This is a genomic window from Neorhizobium sp. BETTINA12A, from assembly GCF_023006485.1.
Lineage (GTDB): Bacteria > Pseudomonadota > Alphaproteobacteria > Rhizobiales > Rhizobiaceae > Neorhizobium.
Genome location: NZ_JALBGW010000001.1, coordinates 154,146 through 170,797, shown reverse-complemented (window position 1 = coordinate 170,797; position 16,652 = coordinate 154,146). Strand labels below are relative to the sequence as shown.

At 59.3% G+C, this 16,652-nt stretch carries 12 protein-coding genes; 5 read left to right on the top strand and 7 right to left on the bottom strand.

Annotated elements, in window-relative coordinates; genetic code table 11:
• The first annotated feature begins 518 nt into the window (after positions 1-518).
• Positions 519-1,445, top strand: a complete 927-nt coding sequence (locus tag MOV61_RS00780; RefSeq protein WP_247135165.1) for a transcriptional regulator — start codon at positions 519-521, stop codon at positions 1,443-1,445.
• Between the two features lie 40 nt (positions 1,446-1,485).
• Here MOV61_RS00780 and MOV61_RS00775 read toward each other — a convergent pair whose 3' ends face one another.
• The 7 genes from MOV61_RS00775 to MOV61_RS00745 all read right to left on the bottom strand — a co-directional run bounded on the left by MOV61_RS00775 (position 1,486) and on the right by MOV61_RS00745 (position 10,146).
• The gene (locus MOV61_RS00775; RefSeq protein ID WP_408962331.1) at positions 1,486-3,033 is read right to left on the bottom strand and encodes an alpha-N-arabinofuranosidase; all 1,548 of its coding nucleotides are present in this window, start codon (positions 3,031-3,033) and stop codon (positions 1,486-1,488) included.
• Between the two features lie 44 nt (positions 3,034-3,077).
• Positions 3,078-3,974: an ABC transporter ATP-binding protein gene (locus tag MOV61_RS00770; protein WP_051900617.1), complete on the bottom strand. Its 897-nt coding sequence runs from the start codon at positions 3,972-3,974 to the stop codon at positions 3,078-3,080.
• The gene (locus MOV61_RS00765) at positions 3,971-5,038 is read right to left on the bottom strand and encodes an ABC transporter ATP-binding protein (RefSeq protein WP_247135163.1); all 1,068 of its coding nucleotides are present in this window, start codon (positions 5,036-5,038) and stop codon (positions 3,971-3,973) included. Before MOV61_RS00765 ends, MOV61_RS00770 begins: the two co-directional genes overlap by 4 nt.
• Positions 5,038-5,898 (bottom strand): ABC transporter permease, encoded by an 861-nt coding sequence (locus tag MOV61_RS00760; RefSeq protein ID WP_247135162.1) that lies wholly within the window; start codon positions 5,896-5,898, stop codon positions 5,038-5,040. Before MOV61_RS00760 ends, MOV61_RS00765 begins: the two co-directional genes overlap by 1 nt.
• On the bottom strand, positions 5,895-6,902 hold the full coding sequence (locus tag MOV61_RS00755) for an ABC transporter permease (RefSeq protein WP_247135161.1): 1,008 nt from the start codon (positions 6,900-6,902) through the stop codon (positions 5,895-5,897). The genes MOV61_RS00760 and MOV61_RS00755 overlap by 4 nt, the downstream gene beginning before the upstream one ends.
• 64 nt (positions 6,903-6,966) lie before the next feature.
• Complete coding sequence (locus tag MOV61_RS00750) at positions 6,967-8,865, bottom strand: ABC transporter substrate-binding protein (RefSeq protein WP_040125420.1); 1,899 nt, start codon at positions 8,863-8,865, stop codon at positions 6,967-6,969.
• A gap of 249 nt (positions 8,866-9,114) precedes the next feature.
• Complete coding sequence (locus MOV61_RS00745; RefSeq protein WP_162182364.1) at positions 9,115-10,146, bottom strand: LacI family DNA-binding transcriptional regulator; 1,032 nt, start codon at positions 10,144-10,146, stop codon at positions 9,115-9,117.
• Between the two features lie 178 nt (positions 10,147-10,324).
• Here MOV61_RS00745 and MOV61_RS00740 point away from each other — a divergent pair, with 178 nt between their 5' ends.
• The 4 genes from MOV61_RS00740 to MOV61_RS00725 all read left to right on the top strand — a co-directional run bounded on the left by MOV61_RS00740 (position 10,325) and on the right by MOV61_RS00725 (position 16,540).
• Positions 10,325-12,709 (top strand): CaiB/BaiF CoA-transferase family protein, encoded by a 2,385-nt coding sequence (locus MOV61_RS00740; RefSeq protein WP_247135160.1) that lies wholly within the window; start codon positions 10,325-10,327, stop codon positions 12,707-12,709.
• A 3-nt stretch (positions 12,710-12,712) separates the two neighbouring features.
• On the top strand, positions 12,713-13,552 hold the full coding sequence (locus tag MOV61_RS00735) for a hypothetical protein (protein ID WP_247135159.1): 840 nt from the start codon (positions 12,713-12,715) through the stop codon (positions 13,550-13,552).
• Between the two features lie 244 nt (positions 13,553-13,796).
• Positions 13,797-14,909 (top strand): mandelate racemase/muconate lactonizing enzyme family protein, encoded by a 1,113-nt coding sequence (locus MOV61_RS00730; RefSeq protein ID WP_040125415.1) that lies wholly within the window; start codon positions 13,797-13,799, stop codon positions 14,907-14,909.
• 35 nt (positions 14,910-14,944) lie between these two features.
• Positions 14,945-16,540, top strand: a complete 1,596-nt coding sequence (locus MOV61_RS00725) for an ABC transporter substrate-binding protein (RefSeq protein WP_247135158.1) — start codon at positions 14,945-14,947, stop codon at positions 16,538-16,540.
• The last annotated feature ends 112 nt before the right edge of the window (positions 16,541-16,652 follow it).

Genomic DNA, 16,652 nt, shown 5'->3' with positions numbered 1-16,652 from the left:
GTGTATGGTCGCTATGGGTGGCAAGGCATGCAACGCAGCGACGAACTGCCGGACGATCCGTTCCAAGGCTCGTGCCCTATCCGCCCCAAGGCTCGAGCCTTCGCCATGCTTCGTAAGTTACGGCAAAACCCAAGGTCGGTCGTTTTCCGAGCCGAGCCCTAGGTTATCTCCGTATCGCCGGTGGATCGTATCGCGTTGAGCCGTCCTGGCAACAGGATCAAAAGGTTTAAGTCTTGAGCAGCTTTCCATGGGTTTCTTGGGCAAATGGCCGACGATCCTGCCGGCGTTCTGCGGAAGCCAGCCTGCCCATCCTCCGAAAGGCGTATTTTGCAGAACTGCGGAAGGATCGGCTACTTTCGCGCGATCGGGAACAGTGGTTCTGTGAAGCTACTCGGGCTGGCGTCTGTAAAACGCCCAGATCATCCGCTGACCAAGAGTATCGCCCGGTCTTCGAAAATTTGCTCTTAGTAAATCAAAATCTCTGATACAAAGGGAGGGCAACTGCATGATCATGAAGCATGAAGCCCAATTTTCTCACCGTCTCGGCCAATACCGGCAGCTTGGTTCTCAGGGGCCTGGCTTCACCTATTCGGGTCAACATTCTTCAGCTTCTCCATGATCGCGGCAAGCTCAACGTCAATGAAATCAGCGCGGCCTTGTCGCTGCCGCAGTCGACGGTCGCCGTGAACATTCTGACCCTTGAAGAGGCCGGTCTCATCGAGACCTATTCTGTCAAGGCGACCAAGGGCAATCAGAAGGTCTGCAGCGCCAAATACGACGAAATCATCGTTCGTTTCGATACCGCCGAGAAAGCAACGAGAAACAACCAGATCGAAGTTGCGATGCCTCTGGGCCTCTACACGAGCTGCGAAGTTTCCGCGCCCTGCGGACTTTGCTCGCCAGACGGCGTCATCGGGCTGCTGGATGTTCCAGATTTCTTCCTCGATCCCGGCCGGGTGCAAGCGGCATTGATCTGGTTCGGCCGCGGCAATGTCGAATACAAATTTCCGAACAATGCCAAGCTTGTTAACTCGGCGGTCGAGGCCATCGAATTTTCGATGGAACTTTCATCGGAAGTGCCCGGCACGAACGTCAACTGGCCTTCCGACATAACGCTGTGGATCAACGAGCATCGTATCGGGACCTGGACGTCACCCGGTGACTATGGCGACAAGCGTGGGGTCTATACGCCTCACTGGTGGAAGCTTGAAGGCTCTCAATACGGCAAGCTGAAGACTTGGCGCGTCACCAAGCAGGGATCATTTATCGACGGCGTATCGATCTCCAATGTCACTATCGGCGACATCGGCTTGGCCGAGCATCATTCGATCAGGATGAAAATCGGCATAGAAGAAAATGCCCCCCATCCGGGGGGCATCAACATCTTCGGTCGCGGCTTCGGCAACTACGACCAGGACATCATCATGCGACTCTATCTTGCCTGACGGCGGATGGGGCCTGTACGGGCCGTCTTCGACTTCGGTTTCACAGGGAAGCGCCGAACCGAACGACGCTCCATGACGCCGGAGGGACGGTGATCGTGACACTGTCACTCGTCACCTCTATGTCCTTCAGATCGCAAGGCGCCACGGTGTTCGGCGCATTTTTGGTGTTACTCGCCTTGAGATCATGGTGATGCAGCGAATGTGCTCGCTGCAGCTTTAGCCCGCCGAAGCCGGTTGCCGCGATATCAACCTGCATATCGTCGGAAAGGTGCCGGTTCAGTATGAAGAGGGTGACTGTCTTGTTCTCTTCCGAATGCACCGCCGAGAACTTGAGGTACGGAACCGAGTCGATCTTGTCGTACAGGTCTTCCGTGTGAGTAGGGTCGTAGTAGCGGGTGGCATAGGTCGGCGTATCGACGCGGGTTCTGAGGACGCTGCCCCTGCCGAGATTGCTGAAGTCCGAGAAGGGCCAAAAGATCGTTTGCCGCCAGGCCGGTCCACCGGTTTCCGTCATGATGGGGGCGATGGCGTTTACGAGTTGGGCGAGGCATCCGGCCTTGACGCGATCGGCGTGATTGAGGAGTGAGATGCATGCGCCGCCGAAGGCAAGCGCATCCTGCATGTCGTATTCCTCCTCCAGGATGGGTGGGGCGACGGGCCAGCCTTCCTTCACGCGGTTATGTTCGCCGCGCCGAGTGCGATACCAGACGTTCCATTCATCGAAGCTCAGCATGATGCGCTTGTGGGAGCGACGTCGCGCCGCGACGGCATCGGCAATCGAAACCACCTCTTCGATAAAGCTGTCCATCAGGTCGGGACTTGCCAGGAACGATGGCGTGTCGTCGGCATAGTTGTTGAGATAGGTGTGCAGCGATATGAACTCGACGTGATCGAACGTGTGCTCGAGGACGATCCTCTCCCATTCGCCATAGGTCGCCATTTTTCGTCCGGAGGATCCGCAGGCCGCCAGTTCGATGGTTGGATCGGTCATCCGCATCATCTTTGCGGTTTCCACCGCGATGCGGCCGTATTCGTCGGCCGTTTTCGCCCCCATCTGCCAGCCGCCGTCCATTTCGTTGCCCAGGCACCAGAATTTGATGTCGTGCGGTTTTTCCCAGCCGTGCTGTTTCCGAAGCTCAGAAAGATGGGTGCCGGAAGGATGGTTGCAGTATTCGAGCAGATGGCGGGCTTCGTCTGGCCCGCGCGTGCCGAGGTTGACGGCCAACATCGGTTCGATACCGGCCACCCGGCACCAGTCCATGAATTCGTTGGTTCCGAAATGATTGGTGTCGACGGATTTCCATGCCAGGTCGAGGCGGCGCGGGCGCTGCTCCACCGGCCCCACTCCATCCTCCCAATTATAACCGGAAACGAAGTTGCCGCCGGGGTAACGCATGATGGTGGGATTGAGCTCGCGCACGAGCTCCAGAACATCCCGCCTGAACCCCTTTTCGTCGGCCGTCGGATGGCCGGGCTCGAAAATACCGCCATAGACGCAGCGGCCAAGATGTTCGACAAACGCGCCGAACAGGCGGTTGTCGGTGTCACCAATGATAAAGTCCCGGTCGAACCGGGCTTGGGCCTTGATCATCTCTCAAATCTCACTTTGCTTCAGGAAACGGTAATTCGCCGCTAATGCGACTGCAGCTCTGTCTCTTCGATCGACGAATCCGGCGATGCGCGCGCTTGCTGAGATGCGGCGCTGTCGCCGGTCAGCACGCCGCGACCGTTCGGGTCGGGAGACAGGATGGCGGACTTCAGGAGCTGCGAGTACGGATGCTGGGGGTTATCAAGGACCGAGCGTGCGTCGCCGCTTTCGACGATTTCACCCTTGCGCATGATGATGATCCTGTCGCTCACGTAATAGGCCGTCGCAAGATCGTGCGTGATGTAGATGATCGAAACCTTGAGGTCATCGCGCAGTGCACGAAACAGATTGACGATCGACATTCTCAGCGAGGCATCGACCATCGAAACCGGCTCGTCGGCGACAAGCATCGAAGGGCCGGGGATCAGCGCCCGGGCAATCGCCACCCGCTGGAGCTGACCACCGGAGAGCTCGTGAGGAAACCGCCCGCGCACTTCGGCAATCGAAAGGCCGACATTGTTCAGCGCCTTGTCGGCCACGGCTTCCAGCTGTGCGGATGAACGGGCGTCGGTGAAGTTTCTTGCCGTCATGAACAGATAGCGATCGACGCGTTTCAAGGGATTGAACGCCTCGAAGGGGTTCTGAAAAATCGGCTGGACCTCTTTCATGAACCTTCGCCGCGCTCCAGTCCCGCGGATCGAAACCAGGTCGCGGCCCTTGAAAAAGATCGTCCCGGCGCTTGGCCGGACCATGTTGAGGATCATCCTCGCAAGCGTCGTCTTGCCGCTTCCGGATTCGCCGATGATCGTGAAGACTTGAGGCTCATCGCCCTCCAGGCAGAACGATACATTGTCGACGGCCCGGAATTCCTGACGGCCAAGCAGGCCTCCTCGTTTGTAGAGCCTGGAGACGCCGTCGAGCTGCAGAAGAGGAGCCGTCATCGCTCGGTCTCCAATTCCTCGGGCTGGTTCGGCTTCTCGTCAGGTGTCGGCAGGACGTCCGAACTCGCTGCGAAACATGCCACCTTGTGATCTTCCGCGAGGGTGGTAAGGGCCGGGTTCTCGTGTCGGCAAATCTCCATCGCCAGTGGACATCGCGGATGGAAACGGCACCCTTTCGGAGGATCGGCCAGGTTCGGCGGGCTTCCATGAAGCCCATCGCGTGTGTGTCTGTCGCCGATCGTCGGCAAGCTGGCGATCAGATGGGCCGTATACGGATGCAAAGGATTGGCAAAAACGTCAGCGGTTCGCCCTTCTTCGACAAGACGGCCGGCATACATGATGCCGAGCCTGTCCGTGATGTTTGCATGAACAGTCAGGTCGTGGGTAACGAAGATCATTGACGAGTTGAATTCATGCTGTGTCTCCCGGATCATCGCCAGGACGTCTTTCTGGACGACGACATCGAGCGCGGTCGTCGGTTCATCGGCGATGATGAACTCCGGCCTGCAAAGCGTAGCAAGGGCAATACAAACGCGCTGCCGCATCCCGCCCGAGAGTTCGTGCGGATAGGACCGGAGGATCTCCGCAGGAAGGCGCAGCCGCTCCAGATGTCGCCGCACCTCCTGGTCGAATTCGGCGCGTGGCAACTGCATATGCCGGAACGCGAAGTCCTCGAAGGTCTTGTGAACGCGACGAACGGGATTGAGCACGTTCATCGACCCTTGCAGGATGTAGGAGAGGTGCCGCCAGCGAATGGCTGTGCGTCGTGCCGGGGGCAGCGCATAGAGATCATCGTCGATGAAGCTGTATTTCACCTGCCCGCCAACAATTTCCAACGGGGGCCTGATCGCAGCCGCGATCGCTTTGATGAACGTGGTCTTGCCGCAACTGGATTCGCCCGCAATGCCATAGATCTCGTGCTTGCGCACATGCATCGAGATCCCGTCGACAGCTCTTACTTCGCGGTCGATCCCGAAATATTTCATCCGGTAGTAGGCGCGGAGATTACTCGTTTCCAGGACGTGCGCGTGTCCGTTGCCGGCTGAGACGGGGATCTGCGTCATCAGGAATTCCCCATCCGATCGAGCCGGCTGCGCGGATCGATGTATTCATTCATCGAGATGGCCAGAAGGAAGAGGCCGATGAACGTCAACGTCACGAAGAGGGTGGGAAAGAAGTACCACCACCAGACTCCGGACACCATTGCACTGTGCTGGTTGGCCCAGAAGATCATGCCGCCGACGGTCGGTGTGTCGACATCGGTAAAGCCCAGGACTGCAAGCGTGACTTCGAGCCCGATCGACCAGTTCATGTTATTCATGAAAGTCGAGAAGACGATCGGCAGCACATAGGGCAGATGTTCCTGCGTGACGATCCTCGGCATCGACATGCCGGAAAAAACGCTGGTGTTGGTGAATTCACGGGTTCTGAGGCTTATCATGACCGATCGAATAAGCCGCGCATCATAGGCCCATCCGAGGCCCGCCATGACGAGTGCCAGCACGAGCCAGGTCATGTCGTCACGCAACACGAAATAGAGCAGGACCAGAAGCGGGAACAGTGGAATGACGATAAACGTGTCGTTGATCGACATCAGGATGCGATCGACGATCCCGCCGACATAACCGGAGATCAGTCCGATCGTCAGGGAGAGTATGCGACTGATGAGCGCTACGATGAAGCCGAAGGCGAGGGTATTGCCGATCGCAAAGGTCAGTTGCCAGAAAATGTCCTGACCGCGCGAATTGGTTCCGAATATATATTCCAGCGACGGTGGCGCATCCAAGGCCACAACGTAGGAGTCGATCGGTTCGTATGGCGAGAAAAAAGAAGCTGCGGCAAGGCCGAGGATGATCGCCATGATCACGCATCCGATCGCGAACTCGCCGTTATAGCGGAACAGGTCTCTGAGGACGGCAGTCATTGGCTCACCTGTACGCGCGGGTCGATCAGCGGATAGATGATGTCGATGATGAAGACGGCCGCCGAGACCGCGATGATGGCAATCGAGGTGATGCCCAGTACGAGCGAATAATCGGCGGCGTGGACGGCTTCCACCAGAAGGCGCCCGATCCCCGGGTATCCGAAGACCTGTTCGGTGATCACCGCGCCGTTGAAGATGGCGCCGATCGACATCGCAAGCCCGGTGATCTGCGGCAGGAATGCATTGCGCATGACGTAGGACGTTACGAGCTTTTTGTCCGGTACGCCGGCGAGCGCAGCATAGGTGACGTAGTCGTCGGTCACGATATTCGAGACCAGCGCCCGCATTCCCATGAACCAGCTTCCGACACCGACAAGGATGAGGGAGAGCGAAGGCAGAATGGAGTGCATCAGGACACTGCCCACGAATTGCGGCGTCCAGCCAGTCCGAAGGTTCATCTCGTAGCCGCCGCTGCTCGGCAGGATCGGCAAGAGGAATGTGAAGACGATCAACAGAACGAAGGCAACAATATAGTAGGGTACCGGATGGAGCCCCATCATGATCATGCCGAGGACCCGAAGGATGCGATTGCGGCTGTAGTAGCCTGCCAGTCCGCCAAGGACATTGCCAATAAACCAGCTCAATATCGTCGACACTGTAAGGAGACCGATCGTCCATGGGATGGCTCTCCCGATCAATTCACTTACGGGCGTCGGAAATGCCGATAGCGAGGGGCCGAAGTCGAGCATCGCCAGTCGTCGCCAGAATATGAGATACTCCTCCCACAGATTGTCGCCGACGCCGTAGAGTTCCTTAAGGGACTGCCGAAGAAGCTCAATGGATTCGGGGCTGGAAAAGCCAAATGTGCTCACTTGTGCGACGGCATGCTCGACCGGATCTATCGGCGTGAGATGCGTGATCAGAAACGTGATGCTGATGCCGACAAAAACGACCAGCGCGAACTGTAGGATGCGCTTGGCCACATAGATGGCGTAGGATCGCATTGATGCCTCGTATATCGGGATGAGGTCTCCGCCCGGTGCCTTGGAGGCTCCGGGCGGCAGTTTCTCACTTTGCCGGCTTGGTCGGCTTCAAATTGACCATCATGTATTTAGTGTTGCCCCAGTTGGGGACCGGGTCGGTGTAAGGCTTGGTTGCGAGGCTCGGGAAGCCGGTCCAATACGTCGTGTCCATGGTCGTGAAGACGTTGTAGGCCATGAGCGGAATGATCGGCATCTCTTCGGTGGCCAACTTCAGATAATCGAGACCGAGCTCGACCCCACGCGGATCGTCGAAATCGATGGTGCGGATCTCCTCGATGATCTTGTCCAGCCTCGGTTCAGCCCATCGTTGCCAGTTTCTCGGCGGTTGCACCTTGCCGACGTCGACGACAAACTGGGAATGCCAGCTGTCGAGGAAGAACGACAGGTCCGGGTGGCCGCCCCAGGTCTCGACGCTCCAGCCTATGAAGGTGTCGAAGTCGCCGACACCTCGCCTGTCAATCATCGTTCCCTGGGCGACGTCGATAACCGCATCGATGCCAAAACGCCGCCATTGCTGCGCGATGATCGATCCGGCCCGGGTCATGACCGGCCGGAGATCGCCTTCGACCATGACCTTTACCGAAAATGGCTGCCCGTTCGGCTGAAACCAGCGCTCGCCCTGTTTGGTGAAGCCGGCTTTCTGGAGAAGTTCGGTTGCCGCCTCCGGATCAGGTTTCCACCATCCCTTGCCAAACGCGGTGGCAATATCTGCCGGGTCCGATGGTATCTGGTCCTTGAGGGACGGGCGCAGCATGTCTGCGATCTGCTTGCCCGTCGTCGGGTCGTAGGGCTTGATCTTCCGCTTGCCCGTGTCGAGTTCGAAACCCGTCAGCCACTGCTCCATCGGTTCGAAATAGTATTTCGGATAAAGACCGGTGGGCGGCACGCCGATTGCGGAGATGGTGGCGGCGCCTCGATAGGAAGCCATGCTGACAGCCTTGATGTCGATCAGCAGCGCCAGCGCCCAGCGGACGTCCTTGTTCTGGAATTTTTCCAGCCGATGGTTGAAGATGACCGCAGGCAGGGTCGGGTCAGGGTGCGCATAGGGAAACCCCTTGAACCAGCTGACCGAGGACGGCGAGTCCTTGGCAAGCGTGAACATGCCTTCGGGGGACAGATCGTGGATGACGTCGAGACGATGATTGAGCTGCTCGATAACCCGTTTTTCGGGCGGTCCCGGGTCAATATAGGCTAGGTAGCCAGGGCCAGGTTCACCGAACCGGGCGACCGTGGTCCGCTTCCAATCCTCGCGTTTCTTCCAGATGAACCACTTGCCGCCGCGGTCGAAATTGTGGAGCGTATAGGCACCGAGCCCAACCGGCGGGTTGAAGTCGAACTTGAGAACGTCGCCGACTTTCTCAAAGACATGCTTCGGCATCATCCACATGGCGTTCCAGCGAACCGTGAACAGTGCATGGAAGCGCGAATTGGGCTTTTTGAGCTTGAAGAGCACTTCTGTCGGGCTCTTCTTCTCGATCGCCGCGACGTTGATCTGAACCGGTGCACTCCAGCGCAGGCCGCTGGTCTTCATGTGGGTCTCGATCGTGAACACCACGTCGTCCGCAGTGAACTCCACGCCATCGCTCCAGAAGATGCCGGAGCGGAGCTTCACGGTCATCTCCGTGAAATTCTTGTTATAGATCGGCTTTTCTGTTGCGAGCGAATTGTCCCAGACACCATCGACACCGTGGTCGGGATCGATGTACCAGAAGGTGTCCATCATGTTCTGGTGGAGACCCGTCGTCTGCCCGCCGGCATTGATGGCCCAAATGTTAAACCATCCGGCGTTTTTGATCGTTCCTTCAGGGTTTTCGAGAATCAGCAGCTGTTCTCGGGGTAAATCGTTGCTTGGCACTTGCCCAAGCGCCGGCCTGGTCGCGAGAAATGTCCCCGCGAGCCACATAAATGTCCTTCTCGAAAGCATGCCGTATTCCTCCCAGTTTCCAGCGTGCTGATCGGCTACCCGACTAAACGAATACTGCCTGGGCGGGGCGGAAAGTCAACCGTTTTCGTGATTTGTATCATGTTTCGTGATATATTCGGTCGGCCGCCGATGAGCTCGAGACCCGGGAGTTGGCTCGCGAGCGTGGTACGCTGTGCAAAAATCGGTTGCCCCCGACTGTCAGTCGCTGGTTACCTTCGGCGATGCCGCGAGGTCTGTCGCCGACTATTCCTATGAAACGCCGGTCGAACCTCGCTTGATGAGCTCGCCGGAAATGCGGCGGATGACCGGTGGTTGGCCTGGAGCGCATGAACCGTTCTCAAGCATCGTCACCGCCACATCGACGATCGTATCGATCGGCTGACGGAACGTAGTTAGATCGTAATGCGGCCAGGCGGCCATGCTTATATCATCGAAGCCTGCGACAGCGATATCTTCGGGCACGCGTACACCGCTTTCCTTAAGCGCGTCGAGGCCACCGGCCGCAAGTATGTCGTTGGCAAAAAAGATCGCGTCAGTTTCTCCTCGCGCAAGAATGTCGAGCGCAGCGGACCTTCCGGCATAGTAGCTGTATTCATTGCCATCGATCAGGGCGGAAAGCGTCATGCCATGCTCGGCGACGCGGGTGATAAAGGCGTTCTGCCGCTCCCGATTGGTTGTTGTGTGCGAAAGGCCTGCGACATAGGCGACGCGACGGCGGCCGATAGCATGAAAATGGTCGGCGATGGCCCGCGCACCCTCGGCATTGTTGCAGATCACACAACTGAGTTCGGTGTCTTCCGCCACGCGGTTGATCAGGATCGCGGCCCTGCCGTCGGTTGCCCACTGGAGCGTCGGGCCGGACAGGATGGTCGCCGAGATGATGATGACCGCATCGACATTGTAGCGCCTCAGCGCCGAAAGCTGCTCCTCGAGATCGGTGCCCCTGGTGATGTTGAACATCAGGCTCTGCAACCCGATGCGCTGCAGGGCGCGCGATAGCTGCTCGATCAGCGCCGGATAGAACGGGTTCTGCATATCGGAGATGACGATGCCGACGATATTCGTGCGGCTCTTCGACAGCATGCTTGCAATCGCATTGGGATGGTAATCCACGTTCTCGGCAAAACGGACGATCTTTTCGCGTAACTCGGGGGCGATGCTCGCGCCCGGCGTAAAGGCGCGTGAGACCGCCGATTGGCTGACGCCGAGCATGCGGGCGAGTTCACGCGCCGTCATCGGCTTGCGTCTGCTTTTTTCGCTGGCGGTCTCATTCCTGCTCAATGACGGCTCCCCTTGGTTTGGCTGCAACCGATGCGCGCTTCTCACTATGCCTCAAACAGCCGGCCATCAATATGAAAAATTGAGACAGTTCCCGATCTTGCATCCGTATGCAACGCACGTTAGGTTCGGCATCGGTCGGGAGGACACCCGCCCAGACAATCGGATGGTGGAGACGCGGATGTCCAAAGCCCTGGACGGCCTGCGGGTCGTCGATTTTTCGGATGCCCTGGCGGGACAGTTTTGCGCGCGGCTGCTGGCGGATTTCGGCGCCGAGGTAATGCTGATCGAACCTCCGGAAGGCTCATCTATCCGGCATATGCCGCCGTTTTCCTTGACCGATCCGACCCTCTCGCTGCGATTTTGGCATCTGAACACCGGCAAAAATTCCGTCGTCATCGATCGGACAGGCACGGGTGGGCAGGAGGTGTTGGAGGCCATGCTTTGCGGGGCGGACATCGCCCTCCTGCCGGAGGATTTCGATCCCGAGAAGGTCATGCGCCTCAATCCCGCCTGCATCGCGGTCTGTGTCACCGCCTTTGGTTGCGACGGGCCGTTGAAGGAGTGGCGCGGGCCGGAGATCGTTCTTCAGGCCCTGTCCGGGATGATGAACAACAATGGCGCCTACGGGCGGGAACCTCTCTATGGCGTCGGCGAGCGTGCATCCTTTGCCGCAGGGCAGGCGGCCTATATCGGCATCATGACGGCTTTGCACGAGCGCCATTCCAGCGGTCTCGGCCAGATCGTGGCGATCGATGCCGCCGAAACCGCTGCGGCCATGTGTTTCCCTTATGTCATGCGTCACATCTATAACGGTTCGATTCATACGAGGCAGGACCAGACGATCCCGGCAGGGCAAGTGAAGTGCCGCGATGGTTGGGTTTGCATCTGGATCTACAATCACCGTTGGCGCGCGGTCTACACCGCGCTCGATCTGCTCCCTCTGGAAACCGACCCGCGCTTTTCCGATCCTCAGGTGCGGCGGGCAAATTGGGATACCCTTTACGAGATCATCCAGGACAAGGTCGCGAACTGGTCTGCTGAGGACCTGGTGGATCGGCTGCAGAAAGCCCAGGTCATTGCCGCAAAAGCCTATCGTCCATCCGAGCAGATCCATAACCGTCACCTGAACGGCCGACACTATTGGGAAAAGGTCGAGGACCGGCTGATCCTTGGCCCGCCGTTCCGCTTGAGCGCCACGCCGCGCGTGGTCAGATCCGGCGCGCCCGCACTTGGGAAGCTGAAGATCGATCCCGCGGTCTGGGAGGCCAAAAGCCGGCAGCCGCGGCAATCGTCGAGATCTTCAAAAGTGCCGCCGCTCGATGGTCTGAGAGTGATTGAGATCACCACGGCCTGGGCAGGCCCGATGGCGGGCCGGGTCCTTGCCTATTTCGGTGCGCAGTCAATCCATGTGGAATCACCGAACCGGGTGAATTCCTGGCGGCTCAACAAGGAGAGGCCGAACCCGATCAATTTTCCGGATGGCGAACCGGGCGCCCGCCCGTTCGACCGGTCCTTTCTCTTCAACTCGCAGAATGTCAACAAACTCTCCTGCATCCTCAACCTGAAGACGGAGGAGGGGCGCAGTACGCTGCGCCGGCTCGTCGCCGTCGCCGATATATTGATCTGCAATTTCAGGCCCGGCACGCTCGCAAAACTCGGGCTCGACTACGAAAGCCTCACAGCAATCAAGCCGGACATCATTGTTGCGGAGCTCCCTGCTTTCGGAGGCAGCGGCCCGATGTCGGGATACGCGGCGCTTGGCCCAACCATGGAGATGGCAACCGGAATGTCGGCAATGATGGCCTATCCGGGTGGGCAGCCGGAAAACAGCGGGCCTTCCTACCTCGATCCGATCGGCGGCTTCAACGCGGCTGCGGCGATCCTGACGGCGCTTCATTATCGGGACCGGACGGGCAGGGGCCAGTATGTCGAGGTTCCCCAGGTCGAAGCGGCGATGCAGTTCATCGGCGCGGAACTCCTGCTGGCGGCCGAGAGCGGGGTCGACCCCCTCCCGGATGGCAACCGCGTTGCGAACATGTCGCCGCATGACGCTTTTCCGGCAAGGGGCGAAGACCAATGGGTGGTCATCGCTGCCGAAAACCAGGCGCAATGGCAGGCGCTCTGTTCCGCCATCGGACACCCTGAGCTCGCGACCGACCCACGGTTCTCCGATCTTGCGGCCCGCAAGCGCCATGAAACGGAACTGACTGCGATACTGTCCGAATGGACTGCGGTGCGGAACAAGCACGCGGTCGCAAGGCTTCTTCAATATGCCGGGGTCGCCGCCGCCCCGGTTGCCAATGCCGCCGATGTCGCCTCCAGCACCTATCTTGCCCATCGGGGGTTCTTCACGGAGCTTGATCATCCGGATGCCGGGCGGCATCGTCATCCGGGCCTGCCGATCCACCTCAGCCGGACGCCGGGCAGCCAGCGCCGCCCGGCCCCGCAGTTCGGCGGAGACAATCGGTATGTCCTCGAAGATATCCTCGCCCTGCCTGCCCTTGAAATCGCCCGCGTTTCGGCAGGCGATGTTATGGCCACGGTCCCTTTTCCGGATAGTTGATGGATGGATCAGGACGATATGCCCCCAGTTTTCCCCAGAGATCTGACTGTCTATATCAAGCTCGACAACGACCCGCGTTATATCGGCACGATCCACGATGATGCCGTCGCCCGGACGCGGGGTTACAAGGCTGCGCTCATTCCGGGGGCTTTCGTTTACGGTCACATAAGTCGCGTTGCACTGCAGGCCTGGGGAGAGGCTTGGACGAGACGCGGCGGCATGGGTGCACGCTTTCGCCGGCCCGTCTATAACGGCGATCGTCTCCTCATCCGTGCCGGAATCCTGGAGGGCGACGGAGCCATGCGCCGTGCGCAGGTTTTGGTGACCAACGAGGAGGGCGAAGAGGTGGCCAGCGGCTGGGTCGGCCTGCCTGACGGGGCTCCGGTCGTGCCCGATATATCGGCGTTTGCGCCCATTCCGAGACCGGCGGTTCCCTCGAAAGGCGACGTGGGAAGCCTCCGTCCGGGCATGTCACTGACCACGGCCAACCGGGTGCTGACCCAGGGTGATTTCGAGGCATCTCTGCGGGCTTTCGGAGAGGGCGAACCTTTCTACAAGCGTGAGGGCATCGTCCACTCCGGCTGCGCCATGCGTCTTGCGATGGGAGATGCGCATAATAGTTTCCGGTTTCCCTCGCCGGTCGTCTTGACGGAGATCGAGACCCAGCACTTTGCGCAGGTCAGGCCCGGCCAGCGGCTTGCAACGGTAGGGCAGGTCGCCCAGGTCTATCAGCGCAAGGGCAAGCATTATCTGGGGACCGAGGAATTCCTGCTGGCGGATGGGCTTCTCGTCGCGCGCTTTCGGCGCACCCAGATCTATGCCTATGACACTCCCGGCCCATGACTGCCTCAACCATATTTTTCGGAAAGCGGCGCTTGCATACGGATGCAAACTGCGCAATGCTGCAACGACGGAAGAGGGTGACGGCATCAAGTCGGTCACATGATCGATGCGGCCGGGGAGGGGCGTACGATGTCAGCAAACTGCATGTCGGTATCGGGCTAACGGCCATTATGGACGGACATGGCTCCTATCGAGATTTTGGGACCGGCTTCGACCGGGTGATTTCGTTTTAATGAGGTGCGCAGTGGCGACGGCGACGACGATCAAATCCATCGAGGCTTTCCAGGTTAGCTGGGAACCGAACGAGCCGCCGGGTCGGCGTAGCGCCATCGTCCGCGTGACGACCACCGACGGCATTGTCGGGCATGGAGAGGCCTCGCCGATGATGGGTGGCGAACACTCGCTCGGGGTGGTTCGTGATTTTGCATCTTCGCTGGTTGGCGTTGACGCTCTGGACCATGCGGTCCTCTACGACAAGCTGCTGCATAAATATGTGAAGCTTGGCCCGGAAGGGGCCGTCACCGGTGCGCTCGCGGCCCTCGATATTGCGCTCTGGGACATCAAGGGCAAATATTTCGGCCAGCCGGTCTTCAAGCTGCTCGGCGGTGGTTGGCGCACGGAAATACCGTTCTATGCCTCGATCGGGGGAAATGCCGGACGCACCGTCGACGAGACCGTGAAGGCGGTCGAGGCGCGCTGGAAATCCGAGACGCCCGCTGCCATCAAGATCCGCTGGGACGGCGACCGCACTCGGCAGGACTATGACATTCCGGGCGATATCGCCAAGGCCAAGGCAGTGCGCAAGCTGGTCGGCGACGATTTCCCGCTCGCCTTCGACGCCAACAATCAATATTCGGTCGGTGGAGCGATCCGGGTGGGCCGGGCTTTGGAGGAGCTCGGTTACCTCTGGTTCGAGGAACCGGTCCAACACTATAACGTGCGCGCGATGGGAGAGGTCGCGCAGCGTCTGGACATCACCGTGTCGGCGGCGGAGCAGACCTACACCACCCAGGCACTGATCGACATCATCAATGCCGGTGTCCGCATGGTGCAGCCGGACATCATCAAGATGGGCGGCATCACCGGGCTGATGCAATGTGCTGCGATCTGCTACGCATACGGCGTCGAACTGGTGCCGCATCAGACCCAGCCGACCATCGCACACGCTGCCAACCTGCACGTTCTGGCAACCATCATGCATCTGACGAAGCCGGCGGAATTCGCCGATCCGTCGACGCGCATGCATGGCGCGTTTGCCAATCCGCCAAAACCGTCAAATGGAAAATTCGAAGTTCCGAGCGGTCCGGGTCTCGGTCTGGTGATCCACGACGCCGAATTGGACAAACGGCGAAGCTGAAAAGCGAAGCTTGTCTTTGGGAGGAGATAATGAGCTTGAACAGAAGAGAATTTCTTGAATTGGCGGCAGCCGCCACGGTGCTGAGCGCGACGGGTATCCCCAGCACCGCCAATGCCCAGAAGAGCACCGATGTCATTCGGATCGGCATTGCTGCGGGCGGCCCCCGCACCAGCGACCCCAACTTCACCACACAGGGTTCCGACAACTGGGCGACGGAGCAAATGTACGAACAACTCGTCCGGCCGGAGGATGGCGATTTCGCCACGACGCCCGACAAGTACGTGCCGACGCTCGCGACCGAATGGAAATCGTCGTCGGACGCCAAGACCTGGACTTTCAAGCTGCGTCAGGGCGTGCAGTTCCACAAGGGTTACGGTGAGATGACGTCGGAGGATGTCGTCTTCTCCTACAAGCGCGCTATGGCCGATGGCACCAATAAGACCATCATGTCGAATGTCGCCGATGTGGTCGCCAAGGGGCCGTACGAGGTCGACGTCGTCCTGAAGACGCCGGACGTGAACCTGCTGGGTACGACGATCTTTTCCAACAATACCTCGATCGTTTCGAAGAAAGCCTTCGACAAGATCGGTGCCGAGAAATTCATGACGGATGCGGTGGGAACCGGTCCCTATGAACTCACCCGTTTTGACAGCGAGTGGGGCGAAGCCATGAAGCGCCACGAGGGCTATTGGGGAACCAAGGCGAAGATCGCCGGCGTCGAATGTGTTTTCATCGCCGATACCACTGCCCGGACACTGGCGCTTCTCTCCGGCAATGTCGACATGATCGAGGCCGTCCGCGCGCCTGGCTGGGTGGATTCCATGCTTCAGCGTGACCCGACCCTGCAATTCGACATGACGCAGCCGGGGTCGTTCAACACGCTCCACATCAACCTGAAACGCAAGCCTTTCGATAACCTCAAGGTCCGCCAGGCGTTGATGTATGCGATCGACCGTCACGCTGTCGCCGACGCGCTGAAGCCGATGGGCGGGTTCATGGCCGGTCTGCAGCCGGACTTTTTCCCGGCCGGTTTCAAGACGGAGGACCTGCCGCCGGAATTGCAGTACAAGCCCGATCCGGCAAAGGCGAAGGCGCTGCTGGCGGAAGCGGGCTTCCCCAACGGCTTCGATTTCGACAGCAATTGCAGCCAGCGCGAAGACTATGCGTCGACGATGCTGATCGTGCAGGAACAGCTGCGCGGTGTTGGCATGCGCATGAACCTGAAGATCGGCGATCATACCGCCTATCACGCCGATAATCGCAGCGACAAGAATACGCTTGCGATGCACTCGTCCAGTTATCCGCCGATCCCGACCCAGCTCTATTTCCAGCAGCTTTCGTCGAAATCGGAAGCCAAGCCGGATGGCAAGGGCGGCGGTGCCTATAGCCACTACGGTGTGGTGATGCCGGGTATCGACGATCTGCTGAGCCAGGCCCTGCAGGCGACCGACTACAACACCTATCTCGAACTCTGCAAGAAGATCGAGCTGCAGGTCCTGCGAGATCTGCCGCTGATCGCGCTATCGAGCCTTTCCTTCACCGTGGCTCGCAACAAGCGAGTCAACCTCGGCTATCCGGTCAAGAGCGGTTACGCCCGCTGGCGTTTCCATCGCGCCACCAAGACCGCCTGACGTCGTCGATCGGGTTCCAGATCCGCCATCCCCCGCAAGCGCGTCGCACTTGCGGGGGATGGCTTTTTGCTGCTCGGAACATGACGGCAATCCTGAGGCTTGCCGTGACGCG

Excerpts from the sequence above, each read along its gene's own strand:
- MOV61_RS00780 (WP_247135165.1), top strand. The coding sequence starts at position 519 with ATGAAGCCCAATTTTCTCACCGTCTCGGCCAATACCGGCAGCTTGGTT.
- MOV61_RS00770 (WP_051900617.1), bottom strand. The coding sequence starts at position 3,974 with ATGACGGCTCCTCTTCTGCAGCTCGACGGCGTCTCCAGGCTCTACAAA.
- MOV61_RS00765 (WP_247135163.1), bottom strand. The coding sequence starts at position 5,038 with ATGACGCAGATCCCCGTCTCAGCCGGCAACGGACACGCGCACGTCCTG.
- MOV61_RS00760 (WP_247135162.1), bottom strand. The coding sequence starts at position 5,898 with ATGACTGCCGTCCTCAGAGACCTGTTCCGCTATAACGGCGAGTTCGCG.
- MOV61_RS00755 (WP_247135161.1), bottom strand. The coding sequence starts at position 6,902 with ATGCGATCCTACGCCATCTATGTGGCCAAGCGCATCCTACAGTTCGCG.
- MOV61_RS00750 (WP_040125420.1), bottom strand. The coding sequence starts at position 8,865 with ATGCTTTCGAGAAGGACATTTATGTGGCTCGCGGGGACATTTCTCGCG.
- MOV61_RS00740 (WP_247135160.1), top strand. The coding sequence starts at position 10,325 with ATGTCCAAAGCCCTGGACGGCCTGCGGGTCGTCGATTTTTCGGATGCC.
- MOV61_RS00735 (WP_247135159.1), top strand. The coding sequence starts at position 12,713 with ATGGATCAGGACGATATGCCCCCAGTTTTCCCCAGAGATCTGACTGTC.